This is a genomic window from Crassaminicella indica, assembly GCF_019203185.1.
In the GTDB taxonomy this organism is placed as follows: Bacteria; Bacillota; Clostridia; order Peptostreptococcales; family Thermotaleaceae; genus Crassaminicella; species Crassaminicella indica.
In genome coordinates this window covers 1,546,984-1,569,478 of sequence record NZ_CP078093.1, presented here as the reverse complement: position 1 = coordinate 1,569,478, position 22,495 = coordinate 1,546,984, and the positions used below count along the sequence as shown (strand labels likewise).

General features: G+C 31.5%; 18 protein-coding genes and 1 riboswitch. Of the genes, 1 reads left to right on the top strand and 17 read right to left on the bottom strand.

The features are described 5' to 3' along the window. Position 1: 1 nt before the first annotated feature. The 8 genes from KVH43_RS07530 to KVH43_RS07495 all read right to left on the bottom strand — a co-directional run bounded on the left by KVH43_RS07530 (position 2) and on the right by KVH43_RS07495 (position 10,313). Entirely contained in the window at positions 2-973 is a 972-nt protein-coding gene (locus tag KVH43_RS07530; protein ID WP_218281947.1) for an AAA family ATPase, read from the bottom strand. Beyond that, the gene (locus tag KVH43_RS07525; RefSeq protein ID WP_218281946.1) at positions 954-2,537 is read right to left on the bottom strand and encodes a hypothetical protein; all 1,584 of its coding nucleotides are present in this window, start codon (positions 2,535-2,537) and stop codon (positions 954-956) included. Before KVH43_RS07525 ends, KVH43_RS07530 begins: the two co-directional genes overlap by 20 nt. Positions 2,538-2,540: 3 nt before the next feature. Next, positions 2,541-3,242: a hypothetical protein gene (locus KVH43_RS07520; protein WP_218281945.1), complete on the bottom strand. Its 702-nt coding sequence runs from the start codon at positions 3,240-3,242 to the stop codon at positions 2,541-2,543. Then, positions 3,235-5,262, bottom strand: a complete 2,028-nt coding sequence (locus tag KVH43_RS07515; protein WP_218281944.1) for a hypothetical protein — start codon at positions 5,260-5,262, stop codon at positions 3,235-3,237. Before KVH43_RS07515 ends, KVH43_RS07520 begins: the two co-directional genes overlap by 8 nt. Positions 5,263-5,275: 13 nt before the next feature. Next, positions 5,276-6,382 carry a DUF4430 domain-containing protein gene (locus KVH43_RS07510; RefSeq protein ID WP_218281943.1) on the bottom strand — a complete coding sequence of 369 codons (1,107 nt, stop codon included), beginning with the start codon at positions 6,380-6,382 and terminating at the stop codon, positions 5,276-5,278. A 158-nt stretch (positions 6,383-6,540) separates the two neighbouring features. After that, positions 6,541-6,706, bottom strand: a riboswitch (cobalamin riboswitch). A 65-nt stretch (positions 6,707-6,771) separates the two neighbouring features. Further along, positions 6,772-7,578 carry a divergent polysaccharide deacetylase family protein gene (locus KVH43_RS07505; RefSeq protein WP_218281942.1) on the bottom strand — a complete coding sequence of 269 codons (807 nt, stop codon included), beginning with the start codon at positions 7,576-7,578 and terminating at the stop codon, positions 6,772-6,774. A gap of 134 nt (positions 7,579-7,712) precedes the next feature. Next, positions 7,713-8,900 carry a pyridoxal phosphate-dependent aminotransferase gene (locus tag KVH43_RS07500; protein WP_218281941.1) on the bottom strand — a complete coding sequence of 396 codons (1,188 nt, stop codon included), beginning with the start codon at positions 8,898-8,900 and terminating at the stop codon, positions 7,713-7,715. A 15-nt stretch (positions 8,901-8,915) separates the two neighbouring features. After that, positions 8,916-10,313 carry an oxaloacetate decarboxylase subunit alpha gene (locus KVH43_RS07495; protein WP_218281940.1) on the bottom strand — a complete coding sequence of 466 codons (1,398 nt, stop codon included), beginning with the start codon at positions 10,311-10,313 and terminating at the stop codon, positions 8,916-8,918. A gap of 157 nt (positions 10,314-10,470) precedes the next feature. On the opposite strand from KVH43_RS07495, the gene KVH43_RS07490 reads away from it, so the two are divergent. Beyond that, the gene (locus KVH43_RS07490; RefSeq protein WP_218281939.1) at positions 10,471-10,899 is read left to right on the top strand and encodes an Lrp/AsnC family transcriptional regulator; all 429 of its coding nucleotides are present in this window, start codon (positions 10,471-10,473) and stop codon (positions 10,897-10,899) included. 31 nt (positions 10,900-10,930) lie between these two features. On the opposite strand, the gene KVH43_RS07485 is transcribed toward KVH43_RS07490, so the two are convergent. The 9 genes from KVH43_RS07485 to KVH43_RS07445 form a co-directional block, all read right to left on the bottom strand. Then, positions 10,931-12,841 carry a TRAP transporter permease gene (locus KVH43_RS07485; protein WP_218281938.1) on the bottom strand — a complete coding sequence of 637 codons (1,911 nt, stop codon included), beginning with the start codon at positions 12,839-12,841 and terminating at the stop codon, positions 10,931-10,933. Between the two features lie 57 nt (positions 12,842-12,898). After that, the gene (locus tag KVH43_RS07480; protein WP_218281937.1) at positions 12,899-13,921 is read right to left on the bottom strand and encodes a TAXI family TRAP transporter solute-binding subunit; all 1,023 of its coding nucleotides are present in this window, start codon (positions 13,919-13,921) and stop codon (positions 12,899-12,901) included. A gap of 133 nt (positions 13,922-14,054) precedes the next feature. Continuing rightward, positions 14,055-15,371 (bottom strand): amidohydrolase, encoded by a 1,317-nt coding sequence (locus KVH43_RS07475; RefSeq protein WP_218281936.1) that lies wholly within the window; start codon positions 15,369-15,371, stop codon positions 14,055-14,057. Between the two features lie 84 nt (positions 15,372-15,455). Then, complete coding sequence (locus tag KVH43_RS07470; RefSeq protein WP_255547707.1) at positions 15,456-15,929, bottom strand: hypothetical protein; 474 nt, start codon at positions 15,927-15,929, stop codon at positions 15,456-15,458. Further along, a complete protein-coding gene (locus KVH43_RS07465; RefSeq protein ID WP_218281934.1) occupies positions 15,919-16,788 on the bottom strand; it encodes a DUF3100 domain-containing protein in 870 nt (289 codons plus the stop codon). The genes KVH43_RS07470 and KVH43_RS07465 overlap by 11 nt, the downstream gene beginning before the upstream one ends. A gap of 538 nt (positions 16,789-17,326) precedes the next feature. After that, complete coding sequence (locus KVH43_RS07460; protein WP_218281933.1) at positions 17,327-17,674, bottom strand: hypothetical protein; 348 nt, start codon at positions 17,672-17,674, stop codon at positions 17,327-17,329. 1 nt (position 17,675) lies between these two features. Next, a complete protein-coding gene (locus tag KVH43_RS07455; protein WP_218281932.1) occupies positions 17,676-18,035 on the bottom strand; it encodes a PqqD family protein in 360 nt (119 codons plus the stop codon). 88 nt (positions 18,036-18,123) lie between these two features. After that, positions 18,124-20,043: an OPT family oligopeptide transporter gene (locus KVH43_RS07450; protein WP_218281931.1), complete on the bottom strand. Its 1,920-nt coding sequence runs from the start codon at positions 20,041-20,043 to the stop codon at positions 18,124-18,126. Between the two features lie 452 nt (positions 20,044-20,495). Beyond that, positions 20,496-22,388, bottom strand: a complete 1,893-nt coding sequence (locus KVH43_RS07445) for an OPT family oligopeptide transporter (RefSeq protein WP_218281930.1) — start codon at positions 22,386-22,388, stop codon at positions 20,496-20,498. Between the last annotated feature and the right edge of the window lie 107 nt (positions 22,389-22,495).

Genomic DNA, 22,495 nt, shown 5'->3' with positions numbered 1-22,495 from the left:
GCTATTTCACCTTCTTTAATATTTCCTTGATAATCCAATCCGTATCTACCTTATCTGCCATAGCTTTAAAGTTTAAAAAGATTCTATGTCTTAGACAAGGAATTGCTAAATCATAGATATCTTCTAATGCTACATGAAATCTTCCTTCTGATAATGCTCTCACCTTAGAAGCAGCAATAATAGACTGCACCCCTCTAGGACTTGCACCACATTTTACATAATCCTTTACAATTTGCAGTTCGCTTCTATCTGGATGAGTACTAATCATAATTTTTATTACCTTTTCCTTTACCTTTGCCGCTACAGGTACTTTCATAGCCGCTTTTTTCATTGCTAGTATTTTTTCTTTTGTTGCACGCTTTTGAATATTTGGCTCATTTTCTTTCTCTACTGTTAAATCAATAATTTTAAACAAATCTTCCATTTGAGGTAAATCAATATTTAATTTAAACATAAATCTGTCTAATTGTGCTTCTGGCAAAGAATAAGTGCCTTCCATTTCCAAAGGATTTTCTGTTGCCAAAACAAAAAAAGGCTCATCTAGCTTATAGGTAGTTTTTCCAATAGTTACAGTTTTTTCTTGCATAGCTTCTAAAAGAGCACTCTGAGTCTTTGGAGTAGCCCTGTTAATTTCATCTGCTAAAATTAAAGAGCTAAAAATAGGTCCTTTTTCAAAATGAAAACTAATTCCATCTTGATTCTGCTTTACTAGTTCTGTTCCTGTTATATCCGCTGGCATCAAATCAGGAGTAAATTGAATTCTTGAAAATGGTAGATCTAATACCTTTGAAAACGTCTTAACCAGCACTGTTTTCCCAAGCCCCGGTGTTCCCTCCATCAATATATTTCCTCCCGCAATAATCCCTATAAGAACTTTCCTAATAATCTCGTCCTGTCCTATAATCTGCTTTTTTATTTCTCTTACTATTTCTTCAAAATCATCATAAAAATTTCTAATCATCGACTCTTCCATTTTCCAGTCCTCCATTCAATTTGTTGAAATATTGAAGCACCATTTCTTTACGCGATAGTGGTATTTCCTGCTTTTTAATATATTCCATTCCCTCTTTTTGAAATTTTCTATATAGGTAGTCAAGGGATACGTTTTCTCCATTTGTTGCTACTGCATGATCTGATTCTTTACTTATAAATTTTCCTTCATCTTGCCAAGAAGCCTTTAGAAAAGAACTTTCTTGTTCATTTTTCCAAAGTCTAGATGAAGCTTGTCTTTCTAATGTTCCTTCCTTTCCCATAAGTTCTTCATATTCAAAATCCGTACCATTACTACCCCCTACACCATTAGCCTCTTTCATTGAATGATCAGCAGCTTCGCCTAAAACCCTTTCATTTCCCATTTGATTGCTTATTTCTCCATTTCTGGTATCTTCATTTTCACCATTGGCAAAATCATGTGCCTTCTCTTCTCCCCCAACACTATTAAAACCTTTATCTCCTTTTGCTAACAGTCTTTCCTTCATGCTAGTTAATTTGCTTTCTGCTTCTTCAACCATTTTTTTTATTTCTTTATTTTGTTTATTATTTTCTATAGCTTGTGATATTCTTTCTCCTGTAGGTTGTTCCTTTAAAGCTGTTTTCATATTTTTTAAAAGCTCTTTTTTCATGTACTCTGAACTTTTTAATCTTTTTTCCATTTCTTCTATATTTTCAATAATTCTTTTCTGTTCCTTTTGAGAAAAGCTTTGCTGGCTTAAAGCTTTTACTGCTTTTTCTACCTCTCCTGATGCAAACGCATCTTTTATGGCTTCTCCATTTTGACCTAATCCCTCAAAAACTCCTGCTACGCTTTTTAGTTCTTCCCCTAGCTTTTCACTGCTTATATTTTTTATTTTTTTCTGAGCCTCCATAACATTTACAGCGCCTTCATCATAGTCAAAGCTATTTTTTAGCTTTTCTTCTGTTTCTTCTAATATGAAAAAAAGCTCTTCCTTCTCTTCACTTATTGAAGCTTTATCTTCTAAGCTTTTTTCAAGCTTATCTTTTAGTGCTGCTAGCTTTTGAGCTTCTTCTTTTAATTCTTTATGAACTGCTTCTTGATCGTTTGCTACCTCCATTGATAAAGAAGGAATGAAATATATTCCAGTGGCTAAAAAAAACAGCAAAACACTCATGATTATTCTTTTTGTCGGCAATTTTATCTTGTATTTCTTTACTAAATCAAAAACTGCTAAAGCACTAGCAAGTTCTTCTTTAAAATTTTCAATCATAACGTTTTCTTCGTGCTTATACTCTAAATAAGTCAAAAGACGCTCCTGAAATCCTAATGAATCACCAAGTAATGCAGTTTCTTGTATACTTGGTCGCTTAAAAAAACCTATCATTATTCCTAAAATAATAACCCCTAGAATAAATACTAAAGATTTTTTCAACGCATAAACAATTGGAAAAAAATGTGCACCACTAATGCACAAAAAAAATCCTATGCTAGAGATACAGAATGCATTAATAATACTCTCTAGCATTTTTTCGATCCAAATTTTATTACGTAATTGCTTTAAAGTCCTATCTACATGCTTCATCTTCTACACCCCTTGGTGTCTTTTTATTTTATTAGATACATAAAAAATGCTACTTGAAAAAATCCCCCAAAATACAAAGCATATAATAATAGGTAGCCTTCCCATTTGATTGCTTCCACCTATCTGTTCATTCAAATATCCTATTAAAGATATTAATGGATTTAAAAGAAATATACTTGGAATATCTTTATCAAAGACTGTCGTAATAACAAGATTTGCATATTGACTATAAAAGTATAAATAAATCATACTGAGGATTAATATAAAAAAATTAAAAATAATCAACAAAAAAGCTTTTCCCGTATTATGAATATTAAGATCTCTGAATAAATTTTTTATACTAAAAATAGTTACTCCCCATAAAATTTGAAATAATAATGGGAATAAGATATCTTGCCTCGATATTTGCCCTACCATAAATATCATTAAAATCAAAGGAACTGCAGAAATAGTAAAAATAAATACATCAAACAATCCCTTCCATACATCTTTCTCTTTTATTTCCCATAACGATAAAAGCATAGTAGACAGTAAAAATGCTAAAATAATAAAATACATATATCCTTTTTCATAAATTTCAGGCTGATAACCATCTGCTCTCATAGCCACCATAAATAAATATCCTAGTAAAACCATACTTAAAATCAACACATAAGCTAAAATAAGCCCCTTATTTCTTTTGTTTATCTGAAAAATTTTAGACATTCCCACCACCTGCTTCCCTTTTGTTTCCTTTAATCTCAATCTGAGGAAGCATCATTCTTCCTTCTCCTTTTATTTTTATCATAAGAGGACCTTTTGAAATATATTTTGTTACAGCCTCTTGCTTTAGCTTTTCAGAAGTCAGCTCTTCCCAGATATTTTCCTCTTGGTTATAAATTTCTAAATCAATTCTGCCTCCATCAACCTTTGTATAAAGTTTAATAGCTTTTACATAGATATTTTTAGGTATAGCATAATATACTTTTACTTCTTTTCCATCTTCTAAAATAAATTCTCTTTTATCTTCATTTTCTTCAAAATCTGTAATAGGCTTAATAATCTCACAAGGAATATATACATTTTCCTTATAGTTCATATTTAAATCAAATACATTACAAGCTATTTCCTTAATATTTCCTTTTCCGTCCTTTACATTTACTTTTTCGAGCCCCTTACTAAAACCGATAAGATGATTAGTATATGAAAATGCATCTATATTATAAAAATAATATTCAAACATTTGTCTTTCATAATCATCTAATTCCGCTGTTTCATAAATTTTTTCAAGATAATTATAATCTCCTAGATTTCTCAAGCTATGATCTAGTTTGTAATTTATACGCTTCTTTTCTTTTCCATCTAAATCACCTAAAGGAATCACCGTATCACCTACAAGTAAAAAGCAATTATACATCTTGTCTGCTATTGGATTGATGATTTCCCCCTTAAAGGTATCATTATCTATATAAGCCATAATATTATGTGTTTTTATGCATTGTGTTTCTTCTCTATATAAAGAATATGGTTCATTTGTATCTATTTCATCTTTTTTTATAATATAATCTACCTTTTTATCAACTGGGTCTAATACATAGTCTGTGCCATTAAGCACATCTATAAAATGACCATTAACAAATTGAAGACGTATATTATCTTCTTTATCTGGATAAATACTAGTAAATTTATAGCAATCTAACCCATGATGATATATTTTTACGGCTGCACTGACAGCCTTTAGCTTATCAAGATTTCCTATAAAAGAAAATCCGTAAAAAACAATACAGGCAATCATAATTATCGATGAGAATAACCATTTTTTCTTTCCAAAATACATAAAGATTCCTAATAAAAGAATATAAATTATTAAAAATGAAAATAAAAAGCATACTGTTTTGTAATTAGGTGTTAATAAATAATCTGCTGCTCCATAAAGGTTCTTTGAAGCATTGATTCTTTTATCTAAATTGTCATTATTTAATATTTTATTTATCCCAAAAGGAGTAATATTTTTATTTATCATATTGATAAATGCATTACCTTTTACAGGGATCACCCATCCATCCCCTATATTTTTCTTCTCTTCTATCCCTTTAAGGAATCCTGTTAAATTTTTATATGCATATTTTCCATCACCAATTAACAATATATTTCCATTAGCAATCCATTTTTTCAATATTTCTTCACTTTCATTTGATAGATTATTTGTATAAAAATTATCAAGAATTAATATGTTCAAATTTTCTAATTCCTTTACGGTATACGACATTTCTTCATTTAATTTGATTACTTCAATATTTTTATCATGAAATAAACCTTTATGCATTTCCTTTATTCCATAGTAATTTTCAGGAGTATCACTTAAAACACCTATAAATACTGTATTTTTAGGAAGAATTTTTAAAGTAATCGTCTTATTTTCTATAACTTGTCCATCTTTTTCAATATTTACCTCTAGCTTTTCATTTTCTTTCAAAACAGGTATAGAAAACATATATTCTTTTTTAGTATTTGATTTCAAATTTATAGGATGAGTATAAATTCTTTCTCCTACATATATTTTTAGATCTCCTACCAATTCATTTTCTTTAGCATCTAAAATAATTTTTATAGGATTCATTCCACCAAGCTTTATTTTTCCATCAAAACCAACATTTACTTCTATGTCAATAGTTTGAGCTTGTCCTATAATTGAAAAACAAATTATAAAAATCAGGATACTCACTAAAAACCCTATTTTTTTCATTCTTTCACATCCTTTAATGAACATACGGTACATTTTCTATGCCGTTTTTTGATATAACTGCACTAAAATATCTATCAATAGACTTTGGTTTATTAATAAGTACATCTAATGCCTTATTTACCCATTCATCATCTGTTCCTGTAACCATCCATATTGGATTAACACTTCCTATTCCTGCTGCATAAGCATAAATAGCTCCAGCATGATCATAAGATGAAATAGTCTTTCCTTTAAAATCTAAAGCTTTTAGTTTTCCTCCTTCAAATTTCACATACGTTCCAATTAATTTATTTTTTCTATTGATATCCTTCATTAGCTTGCTTTTTTTTGCTAGTTTATTCCATGTTCCTAATAATATATAATATTTCTTTGGCTTTTCTAAAGCTTTTGGATTGTAAGCTGCCAAATCTATTTTTTTCACCCCTTGTTTTATAAGACTCGCTTTTAATTTTTCTGCCTCGTCTTTGTAGCCATCTGTATACATAATAACTGTTCCTGGATTTTTCCCCCAGAATCCATTTTTAAAAGGCTGAGGATAAGAACCAATCACAGCTGGTGCAAACATAGTTATACTCCAATCATGATAATCCCACCATATTACATCGTCTGGACTTGGTCTATATTCAGCTATACCTACTGGCGCCAAAATACCATTTACCCAATAAAACCAATCTTGTTTTTTTCTATTTTTTCCTGTATAAAATGTAAACTTTGATTCAATCCCATTAATCGCATTCACAAACCCACCACCATAAGCAGTTTGAATATCTAAATTTCTAAATAATACTTCCATTCCAACTTCATCTTTTACAAGCCCAACATTTTTTGCATATATTTTTTTATGACCAAAATCAGTAGTTACAACTAAATCAACATGATATGGACTTTCAATATCACCAGATGCTTTATATACCTTTGAATTCTGATTTGCTGGCCTGCCTTCCTTATATTTGATTTCTCCTTGTACAGGTCCTTTATACCCCTTATATTTAACACCATCTATAACTACCACATTCGATTTCGAATCCGTATCCTTCCCCTGTGCCATACTAAATCCACATGAAGAAAATACCATTGAGATTACAAGAAGTAATGTAATCAAGCTCTTTATTTTTTTCACACTTCATTCCCCCTAATACGTATATTGAAAAAATCCCCTTCCAACCTGGAAGAGGATTCAGATGTACTTATACTGGGATCATTCAAAAATACTTAATTACCCAATAGATATTTCTGTGTTTTAACACCAATATTCTTCTTCTCCTCTAAGTCGGAGGATTACAAAAGTATGTAACGACAGGTCTTCTGACTCCCGGGTCATCTTCCAATCAGGCCTTCCCATTCATTTGACAGTGGCATATTCTGATTTTCATCGCCGGTTACAGCTGCGACTACAGTAAGGGATTTTCACCCTTTTCCCTAAATCCTTACACTATTTTATTTAATTTTCATATCATTCACATTATAGCATTTATTACCATATTGTCAACCTATTGCCATATTCACATATTAATGTAAATTTCTCTTTAACTTTGATAAATTTACAAACTTAATTCCTTCTTTTTCTAAAATAGGATACATATTTTTTATAGCATTGATTGTTACTTTTCCTCCTTCAGCTCCTACATGTCCTATTCCTATCGCATACCCTTTTTCTAAAGCAATATTACCAAGTTTTTTCAACTGTTTTTCTATTGCCCTTTGATTTTTTATATTATCTAAAAATACATCTCTTTCAAAGCAAATAACATCTAATTCATTTGCTACATCTGCTACAATAGAATTAGGGTTTGTTTTGCTATCTAAAAAAAATAAATTATTCTCCTTTGCAATTTCTAGGATAGCCTTCATTACTCTTTTATCTTGTGTAGCTTTTGAACCCATATGATTATTCATCCCTACAGCGTATTTTATTTCATCTAATCCTTCTTTTATTCTAAGCTTTATTTCTTCATCAGATAAGTCACAAGTAATTCCCTTCGGTCCTAACCATTCCTTTTTCCCAACAACTGGCTCCATTGGTACGTGCATTATTACCTCAATACCTGCTTTATGTACAGCTTCTGCATCACTCTTTGTAAATGGTGAAAAAGGCATTACCGCAGCTGTAATAGGTATATCTAATTTTAACAGCTCCTCCATTCCATCCCCATGATAACCTAAATCATCAATCACCAATACTACATATCCAACTGGCTCTCCATTTGTTTTTGTATTCTTCCTGCATTTTATAAAAATACATATCATCAACAAACACACAATTAGTAAAGCTATAATTACTTTATACAATCTTTTTTTCGTAACAACTATGAACATAAGGTTCACATCCTCTATGCGTTTTTATGCTAATATACTATGCTAAACACATAGAAATATATTCCAATTAGTTTAATATATTTTCATGAAAAAAAAAGCATCCTCACAGATGCTTTTTCAAAACAATTATTTTATTATTGAATAGCTTTTTCTATTCTTTTTAATCCTTCTTGAATATTTTCAAGAGAAGTAGCATAGGATAATCTAATATAATTATCTGCACCAAAAGCGATCCCTGGAATTACTGCTACGTTTACATTCTCTAGTAAATACTCTGCAAAATCCATTGAACTATTAATAGTAAATCCATTAAAGGTCTTTCCTATAATTTTTGATATATTTACCATTACATAAAATGCTCCTTCTGGCATTCTACAAGATAATCCATCAATACTATTGATCTTTTCAACCATATAATTTCTTCTTTCTACAAATGCTTCTATCATTTTATATATTGGTTTTTGATCTCCCTTTAAAGCAGCTATACTCGCATACTGTGCAATAGTATTAGGATTAGAGGTAGCATGACTTTGAATATTATTAATAATGCTAATAATTTCTTTGTCTGCTGCTAAATATCCTATTCTCCATCCAGTCATAGCATACGCCTTTGACATACCATTAATCACAATAGTTAATTTTTTTATATCATCACCTAAAGAAGCAATACTTTTATGTTTTCCATCATATATTAATTTTTCGTAAATTTCATCAGAAATAATGAAAATATTGTGCTTTACTGCAATTTCGGCAATTTCTTTTAATTCATTTTCTGTATAAACTGTACCTGTTGGATTATTTGGACTGTTTAAAATAATCGCCTTTGTATTTTTATTGATCACTCTTAATAAGCTTTCTTTTGTATATTTGAAGCCTTCTTCTTCTGAAGTTTCAACAAAAACCGGTTTGGCATCTGCAAGCTTTACAAGCTCTGGATAGCTTACCCAATACGGAACAGAAATAATCACCTCGTCCCCTGGATTACATATTGCTTGCAATGCATTAAATAGTGAATGCTTAGCTCCATTAGAAACAACAATATTTTCAGAACTATAATCTAAATTATTATCATTTTTTAATTTATCACAAATCGCCATTTTTAAATTAGGAAGTCCCGATGCCGCAGTATATCCTGTAAGCCCCTTTGCCATCGTATCAATAGCAGCAGCTCTGATATGCTCTGGTGTATTAAAATCAGGCTCTCCAGCTCCAAAGCTTACTACATCTATACCATCTGCTTTCATTTTTTTTGCTTTTGCTGTGATAGCAAGTGTAAGAGATGGAGATATTTCTTTATTTTTTCTTGATAATTCAAAATTCATCATAATTCCCCCTTTTTATACTGGATATGTCTTTAATACTTTATCAACATAATCGCTATCTATTTTATACTTTTTCGCCTGTCTATACTTGAAAAATTCTACAGCTACTTGTGGAAATAATGCATAAGATAGTACATCTTCTTCCTGTTCTAGATATTCTTTCATTTCATTTCTAATATTTTGTAGCTGAGGCTCGATTAAATCTGCAGGTCTACAAGTGATCACTTCTTCATCTCCAATAATTTTTTTAATTATTTCAGGCTTTATTTTTACAGTAGGCTTTCCATACATTCCCTTTACATAAGCCTTTACTTCCTTTGGAATCATCTTGTATCTTTCTTTAGTAATTACATTTAACACTGCTTGCGTTCCTACGATTTGACTTGTAGGCGTTACAAGTGGGGGATATCCTAAGTCTTCTCTTACTCTTGGTACCTCTTTTAGCACCTCTTCAAATTTATCTAAAGCATTTTGCATTTTAAGCTGAGAAACAAGGTTGGAAAGCATCCCTCCTGGTACTTGATAAATCAGCGTATTAATATTAACCCCTAATACTTTCGGATTAAGGAGTCCACTTTCTAGACTTTTTTCTCTCAATGGTCTAAAATGCTCTGCAATCTTATTTAGTTTCTCAATTGAAATTCCTGTATCATACTCTGTTCCTTTTAGTGTTGCAACTATAGATTCAGTAGGTGGTTGACTAGTTCCCATAGAAAATGGTGAGATTGCCGTATCAATAATATCAACACCTGCTTCAATAGCCTTTAGATACATCATACTAGCTAAACCACTAGTAGTATGAGAATGAAGCTCTAAAGGAACTTTTACTGCCTTTTTTATAGCTGATATAAGTTCATATGCATAATACGGAGTCAAAAGACCTGACATATCTTTAATACAAATAGAATCTGCTCCCATTTCTTCCATTTCTTTTGCCAAACTTACATAAGTCTCTGTTGTATGCACGGGACTTATTGTATATGAAATAGCTGTTTGAGCATGTCCTCCCTCTTTTTTTGTTGTTTCTACAGCTACTCTTAAATTTCTTACATCATTTAAAGCATCGAATATTCTTATAACATCTATTCCATTAGCAATAGATCTTTTTACGAATTCTATCACTACATCATCTGCATAATGCTTGTATCCTAAAATATTTTGACCTCTTAAAAGCATTTGTAAATTAGTATTTTTAACTTTTTTTCTAATAGTTCTTAATCTTTCCCATGGGTCTTCATTTAAAAATCTTAAAGAAGCATCAAATGTTGCCCCTCCCCACATTTCCAAAGCATGATATCCAACTGCATCTAATTGCTCTAACACAGGTAGCATATTTTCTGTTTTCATTCTAGTTGCAATTAATGATTGATGTGCATCTCTTAAAATGGTTTCTGTTATTTTAACCTTTGCCATATTCTCATCCCTCACCATTCATTTTACATGATCTTACTATTATTTTATCAAGCTATACCTTTTATGTACAGTTGCTACAAAAAGTGTTATAATAATATTGCTTTATTATGATAATTAATATCTGATTTTTCTTTATTTTTTTAAGTGGAGGATAATTATGGATTCTACTGATTTGAAAATTCTAGAAATATTACAGAAAAATTGTCGAATTTCTATGAAGAATTTAGGAAAAATAGTAGGCTTAACCTCACCTGCAGTATCTGAAAGAGTCAAAAGATTAGAAGAAAATGGTATTATTACAGGCTACAAAGCCACTGTTAATCCAAAAAAACTTAATAAAAATATACAAGCATTCATTGACATTTCCATGGACAGGGATCATTATAAAAAATTTTTAGATTACGCACATCATAAAAACAGCATAATAGAATGTCATCATGTAACAGGTGGAGATTGCATGACATTAAAAGTAATGGTAGAAAGTATGGAAGAGTTAGAAAATTTAATTGATTCCATAAAAAAAATGGGCAATACAAATACCTCTATTATTTTATCGTCTCCTATTGAAAATAAAATTATTCTCTAAAAATGAGTATGAAAGATTCCATACTCATTTTTTATAAAGCAACATTAGTTTCCTGTGCTTTTTTATATCGAATATAATGTAAAGACACAAATAAAATTAGTAATCCTATTCCTATTGCATCAGATATAATTCCCGGTTTAACTAATAATAACGCTGCTATAAATGCTAAAATTCTTTCGTATACCCTCAGACTACTTATAAAATAATTTTCTGCTGCTGCTCCAAGACTTACTATCCCTAATAATCCTGTAACGATTGCCAAAATTAATCTCCATACAACCACATTTTGCATCAATAAAATAGGAGAATATACAAACATAAATGGAATCATAATCCCTGCAAAGGCAAGCTTAAATCCACTAAAAGCAACCTCTGTTGGATTTGCCCCTGCAATCCCTGCAGCAGTATAAGATGTAAGCGCTACAGGTGGTACTACTGCTGAAAGAGTACCATAGTAAAATGCAAAGAAATGAGCTGCTAACGGTTCAACTCCCATTTTTATAAGTGCTGGAGCAGCAATGCTTGCAGTAATAATATAACATGCCGAAGCAGGAAGACCCATTCCCAAAAATATAGATGCTATCATAACAAGAGTTAGTGCTAGCCATAATTGTCCAAATGAAAGCTGCATAATATTATATGCAACCACTTGTCCAAGTCCTGTCATAGAAACTACACCAACAATAAACCCTACAACACCACATGCTGTAGCAACAGGAACAGCACTTTTTGCTCCTTCTTCTAAAGCTTCTATAAATTTTTTCAAGTTCATCCTTGTTGATTTCCTTAACATACTTGTAATAATTACTGCAATCAATCCAAAAAATGCTGCATATAGAGGTGTCAAACCTTTAATCAATAAAATCAATATAATAATAATAGGGATCATCAAATGTCCTTCATTTTTTATTACCTTTTTAATGTCTGGTAGCTGGCTTTTATCCATTCCCTTTAATCCAATCTTTTTCGCCTCAAAATTTACCATTGTAAAAATAGCAAAATAATAGAATATTGCTGGTATAATTCCTGCATACATTACCTTTATATATGGAATTCCTAAGAAAGATGCCATCATAAAAGATGCTGCACCCATAATTGGTGGCATAAGGATTCCTCCAGTAGACGCAGCAGCTTCAACTGCTCCTGCAAATCTAGGCTTATACCCAACTTCCTTCATAAGGGGAATAGTAAAGCTTCCAGTAGTAGCTACATTCGCCTGTGAACTTCCACTTATTGTTCCCATTAATCCACTAGCCATTACTGCAACCTGAGCAGGACCTCCTCTTAGTCTCCCTGCAAAGGCCAAAGCAAAATCATTGAAAAACTTTGCAGTTCCTGTCTTGCTCAAGAAAGAACCAAATAAAATAAACATAAATACATAAGAAGCAGATACCATAAGGGTAATTCCAAAAATACCTGCATCTGTTAAATACATTCTTGTTAATATTCTTGACCAAGAAAATCCTTGATGAGCAAGCTTTCCTGGAAAAATATATCCAAATTTTGCATACAATATAAAGCATATAGAAAGAATCGGCAAAATATATCCCACTGTTCTTCTTCCTGCTTCTAATGTTAAAAGAATTGCTATAACTGCAAATATATAATCACACTTGTTTGGAATGAGTGATCTTTCAACAAGACTATCATAAGTAAAGAATATATACATGCCTATGCTAATTCCTAGAATACATAAAATCCAATCAAGCACTGACGGTCTATCCTTTGGTGATTTTTTTGATGCTGGATACATTAAAAATGTAAGTCCTAACATAAGTCCTAAATGAATCGAATTTTTCTTAATAGCAATCATCAAACTTGCACTATTCATCCATACATGAAATAAAGATGTAAATATTGCTAAAATTGTAACAAACAAAGCCGCTTTCCCTACTAGCTTTCTTTCTACTATTGATTCTTTTTTCTTTTTTTTATTTGTCATACGATCCCTCCTTTCAGATTTTTACACCCGACCAGTTTACTAGTCGGGTACTTTACATTATGGCAATAATTCTTCAGGAATTTCTATTCCTTTTTCTTTATAATATTTTACTGCTCCTGGATGAAGGGGAACTGGAGGTAATCCTTTTATAGCTTCTTCTAATCTTACAAACTCTAGTGCTTTATGTGCATCTGATATTTCATCATAATTTTCATATATAGATTTTACTAATTCATAAACTAAATCTTCATCTAAATCTGCACTAGCAATAAGTGTAGACTTAATCCCTACTGTTTTTATATCCTTATCAAGCTTTGAATACAATCCAGAAGGTACTGTAAATTGACCATAGTATGGCGCTACATCATGAAGTTTTTTATAATCTTCATCGCTAAATTCTAACATTTTTACCGGTGTCTTGCTTGCAAATATTTCTGAAACTGCTGAAGTAGGCAATCCTCCTTCTGCATTCATGCCATCTAACTGCCCGTTTTGCATAGCACTTGAAGCTTCAAAATATCCTAAATGCTCTGTATTTACATCATCAAATGTAAGCCCTCCTACATGCTCAAACATAAGCTTGCAGCTATATTCTGTTCCAGACCCTGCACCACCAACATTGAACCTTTTTCCTTTCAAATCACTCAAAGAATCAATTCCTGAGTCTTCTGTCACAACCAATTGTGTAACATCAGGCCATAGTGCTGTAACAAATCGAACCTTATCAAATTGATTATCCTTAAATTTTCCTTCTCCTTTGTATGCAAATAAAGTTAAATTCGCCATTGCAATTCCAAGCTGCGCCTCCCCTGCCTTTAACATATTTAAGTTTTCTACAGATCCTCCTGAAGATTGAACAGAAGCTACAACACCCCTATCTCCTAGTTTTTCATTCCACAATGAAGAAAAAATTGTTCCTACAGGATAATAAGTACCACCTGTTGAACCTGTTACAATTGTTACAAACTGCTTTGATGGTTTCTCATTTGTGCTAGTTTCTGTTTTTTGTCCACATCCTGCAAAAACTGCAACTACCAATACAAATGCTAATAATAAGCTCAATATTTTTCTCTTTCTCATTTTTTATCCCCCTTTTTTACTATATGCTGTAAAGATTATATTTATTTCTATATATAAAAAATTATATTTCGCATAATTAAGGGGTTAAGATTACAGTATTCTTTATGCAATCCTAACCCCTATTTTTATAAGTTTATTCAGTAATTACACCAGATATTTTCTCTAAAAAACCTACATATTCCTCCTTTGTCATCTTTGGCGTGAAATCTTTTATCATTTTCTTTGCCACTTTACCTTCATCCCACAATAGATCAATAATTGTCATTGCCATTGATTTTGCAGGTACTATATAACATAGCTCATGGTCTTCATTTTTAAAATTCCGAGTATGAAGCTCTCCTTTAATTCCACCTATAAACGGATGTAAAGATGGCATCAAATGAGATACATCTCCAAAATCAAATGAACCTGTAAAATCTCCATCTTCTATAATTTCTTCTTTTTTTACAAAATCTAATATATTTAATTTAAAAATATTATCTAATTCATCATGATTTAAAAGAGGTAAATACCCTGGTATTTCATTAATCTTAACCTTTGCACCAATAGCCATAGCCCCTGCCTTTAATGAGCGATTTACTTTTTTATTTGCATCAAGAATCCCTTGAATAGTTCTACCTCTTACATACATTTCCATACGTACATCAGCAGGAATAACATTCACAATATCTCCACCCTTTGTCATAATTGGATGAACTCTAATTCTTTCACTTTCTGGAAAAGTCTCTCGTTGTGCATGAATATTATTAATAGCTAGCATAGCAGCATTTAAAGCATTTATACCTTTTTCTGGTGCACCTCCAGCATGTGACTCTTTTCCAATAAATTGAACATTCTTTCCAACAAACCCATTTCCTTTTCCACCTATTAATACCTTTTTATCCCCTAAATTTAATACATGCATCATCATAGCAATATCTACATCATCAAAATAACCTCTGTAAATGAGTTCCTGCTTTCCACCAAAATATTTTATTTTTCCCTTTTCCTTTAATTTACTTCTATATTCAAGCTCAACATATTCCTCAGCAGGTACTGCTAAAAAATCTACTTTCCCACCTAATTTTTCTAAAGCTCCTGAAAGGGTTAGCCCTACTGCTACACCAAACATAGAGGCTACTTGTATATTATGCCCACATGCATGAACTGCTCCTGTTTCAGGATCAGCATCAATATGTTCTTTACATATAACAGCATCCATTTCTCCTAAAACAGCTACTCTTGGTCCTTCATTCTCAGCATTTAACCTAGCTCTACATCCTGTAACAGCAATATTTTTCTCTACAGTTAATCCTAACTTTTCTAACTCTTCACTGATAAAATTTGTAGCATATACTTCCTTATATCCTAACTCTGGATGGTTATAAATAGACTCTCCTAAACGAATAATTTTTTCCTTGTTTTTATCGATTACTTGACAAACTTTTTCTTTTAATTGTTTTTTATCCATTATTCTTATCTCCTTTCTTAAAACAAAAATAATCTACCATAAAAATATAAAGGTAACCTATTAAAATAGATTACCTATAAATCACTAAATAATCCCTTGCATTTTTAATATCATCTGGGCAACAAGAGCAGATCCAAAATATGTACCAATAAACACTGCGATAGAAATAATAACAAGTTTCCAGCTTATTTTTTTCAATTGATCAATTTTATTTCCAACAGAAATACCTGCAAAAGCTAGAATCGGTGTTGTTGTTGCTAAAAAATTTACATTATTTGTATATTGTAAAAATATTTTTGCTGTAGGCATAAAAGGCATACTAAGAATAAGTGCTATCAACGTAGCCCATGCAAATGCTGGAAACTTCAAATTAGGTAAAAGCTCTTTTATCTTTAAAGAAAGCATACAAACTAATAAAATGGCTAATATTCCAGGAACCATCTGACCTATTGGCGTTACTGACTTATGATTAATCATTTGTGCTATTCTTTGACCGATTAAAATCATCATTCCAATAACTATCATAATTTTGGACTGATTGATTGTCCTAGTTAGCATCTGCATGACCTCCTTTTTTATCAAACTTTGGCGCTAATTTTTTATATAGATAATTTGATAATGGTAAAGCAATAAATACAACACAGTAAAGACCTGTTACACCTGTTAACATATTACTTGTTGCTGCATAAGCAAGGATTGTATCCTTCATGGCTGGTACTGTTTCAGCAAGTGCTGATGATGCTGCTGTCATCATACTTCCACTTCCCATTCCAGACGCCATAGCTAATGCTAAAGGATGAATTCCAGTAGAAGGAGCAAAAGATCCTAAAAGTCCAAAGAATATGGTTCCAAAAATAGTTCCCATCATATATGTTCCTAAAACTCCTGTACCCTCTGGAGAATTGATCCCATATCTTTCTCCGATTACCCCAAGGGTAGGCTCTCTACATATACTAACCGTTGCACCTACAGCTTCTCTCTTAAGTCCTAAACAAAGTGCCAGTGGAAGTCCTATAAATACAGTTCCTAAATTTCCTAACTCTTGAAGTAAAAATGCTGGTCCTGCTTGTACAACCTTTACAATATTTGGTCCTACTAAGGTTCCATATTTTACTCCCAATGGAAGGAGTGCAAACATAACCATAGTGCCAGCAAGCTCCATTACTTCATCAGAAATCAATGTTCTTAATACTTTTACTGGTTTTCCTAAAAGATCAGGTGTAATAACCATTCCTATAATTACTGCATACAACATAGGTAGTAATACAATCTGTCCAGGTCCAACAGCAATCTTTTTAATGCCTATAAATTCACAAATAATAACAATGAATAATACCGAAATATAAAGCTTTGTAAATATTGAACTTCTATTTTTTGTTTCTATAAGTTCATCTTCTATTAATCTTTTCTTTTCCATATCTGCCCTTCCTTTCTGTCTTAAAATTCTCTTCACTTTTCTACATAGCTATTTTGTTTCTTTGGTATATACAATTGTTTTTCAATAACAAACTATAAAATAAATACTACCATATTTATTCTATATGCACAATATATTTCCAATTAAAATTTTGTCAAAAACATAATTTAATAATTTTTTATCTTTTTCAAATAATTATTGTCGCTTTGTTATATAGGTAAACAACTTCAACATAAAAAAAGAAATATATAAAGATAAGTGAATGACTTCGATAACTTTTGTAAAAAAACTTACTGAAATTTCATAAAAAATACGTTAAGAACCTTCATTGTTTGAACGAAGTGAGTTTTGAAGGTTTAGTATTTTTTATGGAATGAAGTTTTGTTTTTTCAAAAGTTATCGGGAATGAACTATCTTTTATATTTCTTTTTGAAGTTGTTTGCCTATATATTGGGCCTTTAATAAAAAAAACGGTATGAACCTCTTTATGCTAAAATTAAGAGATTTATACCATTTATCTTTCATCATTAAGACAATCTCAATATTTCAATTTATATTTTTTAGGCTTGCTATTTAATACTTCCTCAATAGTCCCTTTATTTATCATATCCATTATCAAATGCTTCATGACTATTTTTGAATTAGTAACCTGTAATTTATTTTTACTCCAAAAAAGAGAAGCTTTTGTTCCATAAATAATTTTTTCAATATCCTTACCTGTAAGGGCATCTGTCTTTTTTAATTCCTTTATGATTTTATCTTCACATTTTCTATATAGTGTATTTAATAACTCTTCTGTTTTTCTTTGTTGCTTTACATATCCCCACGCAAGCAAAAAAGCAATAGTCACACCAAGCAATAATACCTTTAATATAAATCCTAACATACTATTCACTTACCTTCTCTAATGTTATAAACTTATTATTTCTTAAAATATTTATATAAGTCCCAAGTCTTTCATAAAGAGGCTCAGCCTCTTCACCAAACTCTCTTTTTATAATTTCACCGATTTGTTCAATATTCCTATTGCCATCAATAGCTTTCCATACACAGCTACCATGAGCATCTAAATCTATTCGCATGACTTTAGGTGTTTTAAAGAAAAACCTTACAATTTTATCTAAAAATCCTTCTCGTGGGATAATCAGTTGAACAAAGCCATCATCATTTATTTTCCATTTCTGATTTTTATTTTTAGAAGGAACTAGCTCTAAATAATTATCATTCTTCTTTATTTTTCTACCCATAATCTCACCTCTCTTTATAGATTCAAAAGAGGATATTAAAAATATCCCCTTTTTCATATTTTCAAATATTATACTATTTTTTTAATTCTTAAAGTTTCTTAGATGAACTTTTCTTAAATAGTGAGTATTTCATAAGTGAGAATGTAAGTCCTGCAAAGAATATCAAAGCTCCTATTTGCCCTAAATGAATATTTAGCTTTTCTGCAAGATTAACTCCAAATACAGCAAATAGCGCAAGTAGTATACCCACTAATCCTTCTCCTGCAATCAAACCTGATGCGTAAAGAATACCACATTCGATTTTTTCTTTAATACTATGAGTTTCTTCACTTGATTTTTCTAATTTTTTATCCAATATTCCTCTAACAATACCACCTACCATAATCGGTGTACTTAAATGAATTGGTAAATATAAACCAATAGCAATTGGAAGAACAGGTAATCCTAGTAATTCAACTGTAATCCCTACACCTACTCCAGTAAATACAAGAGCCCATGGTAAGTTTCCACCCATAACACCTTCTATAACTAATCTCATCAAAGTCGCTTGAGGTGCTGGTAGTTCAGTAGATCCAAATCCCCATGCTTCATTTAATAATGTTAAAACACCACCTATTGCAAGGGCAGCTGCTATCGCACCAATAATTTCACCATATTGCTGTTTATAAGGTGTAGCCCCTACTAAGAAACCTGTTTTTAAGTCTTGAGAAGTATCCCCTGCCATAGCAGCAATGATACATATAATTGCACCAACAGTTAATGTTGCAATCATTCCCACATGCCCATCATTTCCGCTTGCCTTAAATATAATAGCAGTTATTATTAATGTTGCAATAGTCATCCCTGATACAGGGTTTGATGAACTACCAACAAGACCAACAATTCTTGATGAAACAGTTGCAAAGAAGAAACCAAAAATCGCAATTAATAAAGCTCCACCAAAGCCTACTGGTATAATTGGTAACATCATCATAGCTAAAACAATTACTAAAGATCCAATCAAAACAAGTTTCATTGGCATATCATGGTCTGTTCTAATATTTGCGTTTCCACCTGCTCCACCTGAATAATCCTTCATAGCATCTCTAAAGGTCTGAATAATTAGTGGTAAAGATTTAATCAAACTAAATACACCACCAAAAGCAACAGCTCCAGCACCTACATATCTTATATAATAATTCCAAATTCCCCAATATCCTAATTCATTAATAGGTACAGATGCTGGGTACATAACAATATTACCCATATCTCCAATATTAGCAATAAGTGGAATAAACGCAAACCATCCAAGAACAGCACCACCTAACATATATGCAGAAATTTTAGGTCCTATAATAAATCCAACACCTAGTAATGCTGGTAGCACATCTGCACCAATAGCTGCCCCTTTATATCCAGGGATCGCTGTTTCTATTTCACTTGGGAATAATTTGAACCCATCAGCAATAAACTTATATAATGCACCTATTCCTAATCCTGTAAATGTAATCTTTGCCTTTTCTCCACCTTCTTCACCAGCAAGCAATACTTCTGCACAAGCTGTTCCTTCAGGATATGGTAGTACACCATGTTCTTTTACGATTAACGCTTTTCTTAAAGGAACCATGAAAAGTACTCCAAGAAGGCCACCACATAAAGCAATAGCTGTTATAGATAATAAATCTGGAGATCCCATATTCCATTCTTTCATCCAAATATATAAAGCCGGTAGTGTAAATATCGCTCCTGCTGCTAGAGATTCTCCAGCTGATCCTATAGTTTGGACCATATTATTTTCGAGTATAGATTCTTTTTTGAAAAGACCTCTAATAAGTCCCATTGAAATTACTGCTGCTGGGATAGATGCACTAATTGTCATACCTACTTTTAATCCTAGATATGCATTTGCTGCACCAAATACTACAGCTAATAAGATTCCTAATAATATTGAAACAAATGTAAATTCTGGTAAAATCTTATCTGCAGGAATAAAAGGTTTAAATTCCTGTGTCTTATTTGCACTCGCCATGCTATATTCCCTCCCTTTTTATTGTTGTTGTTTTTTAAAAAATATTTCGAAAATTTTTAAGTATTCTTTTTTTCTTTAAACGGTTGCAACCTTGATTGTAGTATAGACAGATTTTTTTTAAAAGTCAAATACACGAATTTATTCATTTTTTTATAAAATCCCAAATGCTTTTGCTCTTATTTTTTTACTTCTTACACGTATTAGATATGCGATTTTCCCTTTATCTAACGGTCGGTATATAGCTATAACAAATGATTCAAGCTTATAATTTATCTTATTTATAATCGTTCTATTAAATTATTTTATTTCATCTAACAGTATTCGATAATTACCTGACCTCTTCTTTTTATATTTATACAGAAACTTATATAAATATTTTTTATTACTTTACTCTAATAAAGCAAAATATAAATTTAAAAAGAGTAATCAATTAATGACTACTCTTATATATTTTATTCATATTTATATATCTTTTTAAATAATGACCATCTCATAAGCATATATACAAGTAATCCAAACAAAATAATTGTCCCAAAGCTACCAATATTTACACCTACTGAAATATCTATATTTAATACAGCTAACAAAGCTAATATAACACCAACAACACCTTCACCAGCAATCATACCTGATGCATATAAAATACCAAAATCTATTTTTCCATTTTTCTCAAAATCATCTAAATTAATACAATCCAAAACACCTCTTATAAGTCCTCCTATAAAAATTGTGGTAGTAAGATTGATTGGAAGGTATAAACCTATAGCTATAGGAAGTATTGGTAATTCAAGGAGTTCTATAACTATTCCAATCCCTACACCAATAAATATTAAAGACCACGGTAGGTTCCCCTGCATAACTCCTTCAACTACTAATTTTACAAGTGTTGCTTGTGGAGCTGGAAGTTCAAATGACCCGAATCCCCATGCCCTATTTAGTAAAACCAGCACTCCAGCTAAAGCTAAAGCACTTACTACACCCCCTATAATTTCTCCTATTTGTTGTTTATAAGGAGTCGCTCCTACTAAGAATCCAGTTTTAAGGTCTTGAGAAGTATCTCCTGCCATAGCTACAATAATACATATAATAGCTCCTACCGTAAATACAGCAAATATTACTTCATTTCCTGCACCACAACTCATTTTAAATGCTAACGATGAAATTATTAGAGTGGCAATTGTCATACCTGAAATAGGATTTGAAGAACTCCCAACAAGTCCTACTATACGAGAAGATACTATTGCGAAAAAAAATCCAAATATTACAATCAACAAAGCACCTACTATACCAATTCCAATAGATGGCAATACAGTTATTGCAAATATAATAAATACTATTGTCAATCCTATTGTTGACAAAGGTATATCTTGTTCTGTTCGTAAAGTACTTTTCCCTCCTATAATTTCATGATAATCTTTTATAGTTTCTATAATTGTTTCATATATAATAGGAATAGATCTTATAAGACTGATTATTCCTCCAAAAGCCACAGCCCCTGCACCTATATATTTTATATAAGCATTCCATATATCCCAACTACTAAGTTTTCCAATAGCAACAGATGCAGGAAATATAATAGCCTTACTATTTATTCCAAATTCTGATATCAAAGGAATAATCACAAACCATCCCATTAATGAACCAGCCAACATAAAACCTGCAATTCTTTTTCCTATTATAAATCCTACACTTAATACAGCAGGCAATGCATCTAGACCTATTAATGTATTAAATGGTTTATTAATATATACTTCTAATTTTGAAGGAAATAATTTAAAACCATCTGTTAATAGCTTGTATATTGCACCAAATCCTATCCCTGCAAATGTTGCTTTTGCTTTCTCTCCGCCTTCTTCACCTGCTAAAAGTACATTTGCACAAGCTGTCCCCTCTGGATAAGGTAAATGTCCATGCTCCTTTACAATAAATGCTTTTCTTAAAGGAATCATGAACATAATTCCTAAAACTCCCCCAAATAAAGATACCAATGTTATAAACTTAACACTAGGAGCATCTATTCCTACTGAATTTGACCATAGAAACATTGCAGGGATTGTAAACACTACCCCTGCAGCCAATGATTCACCAGCCGATCCAATAGTTTGAACCATATTACTCTCTAGTATAGAATCTCTTTTCATAATTACCCGTGTTACACTCATTGCTACAACTGCTGCTGGTATGGAAGCACTTATTGTCATACCAACCTTCAATCCTAAGTACGCATTTACTACACCAAATACTATTGCTAACACAATTCCCGAAATAACTGATATAAAAGTCAATTCAGGAAGTATCTTATCTGCTGTTATAAATGGCTTAAATTCTTTATTATTATCAGCCATTATATCATCTCCCTATCTTTCAAAAACTCCCCATCTAATTTTCATCTATTTCATTATATAATACTTCCATTAGCGTTACAATTCAATATTTTTTGAATCTATGTACA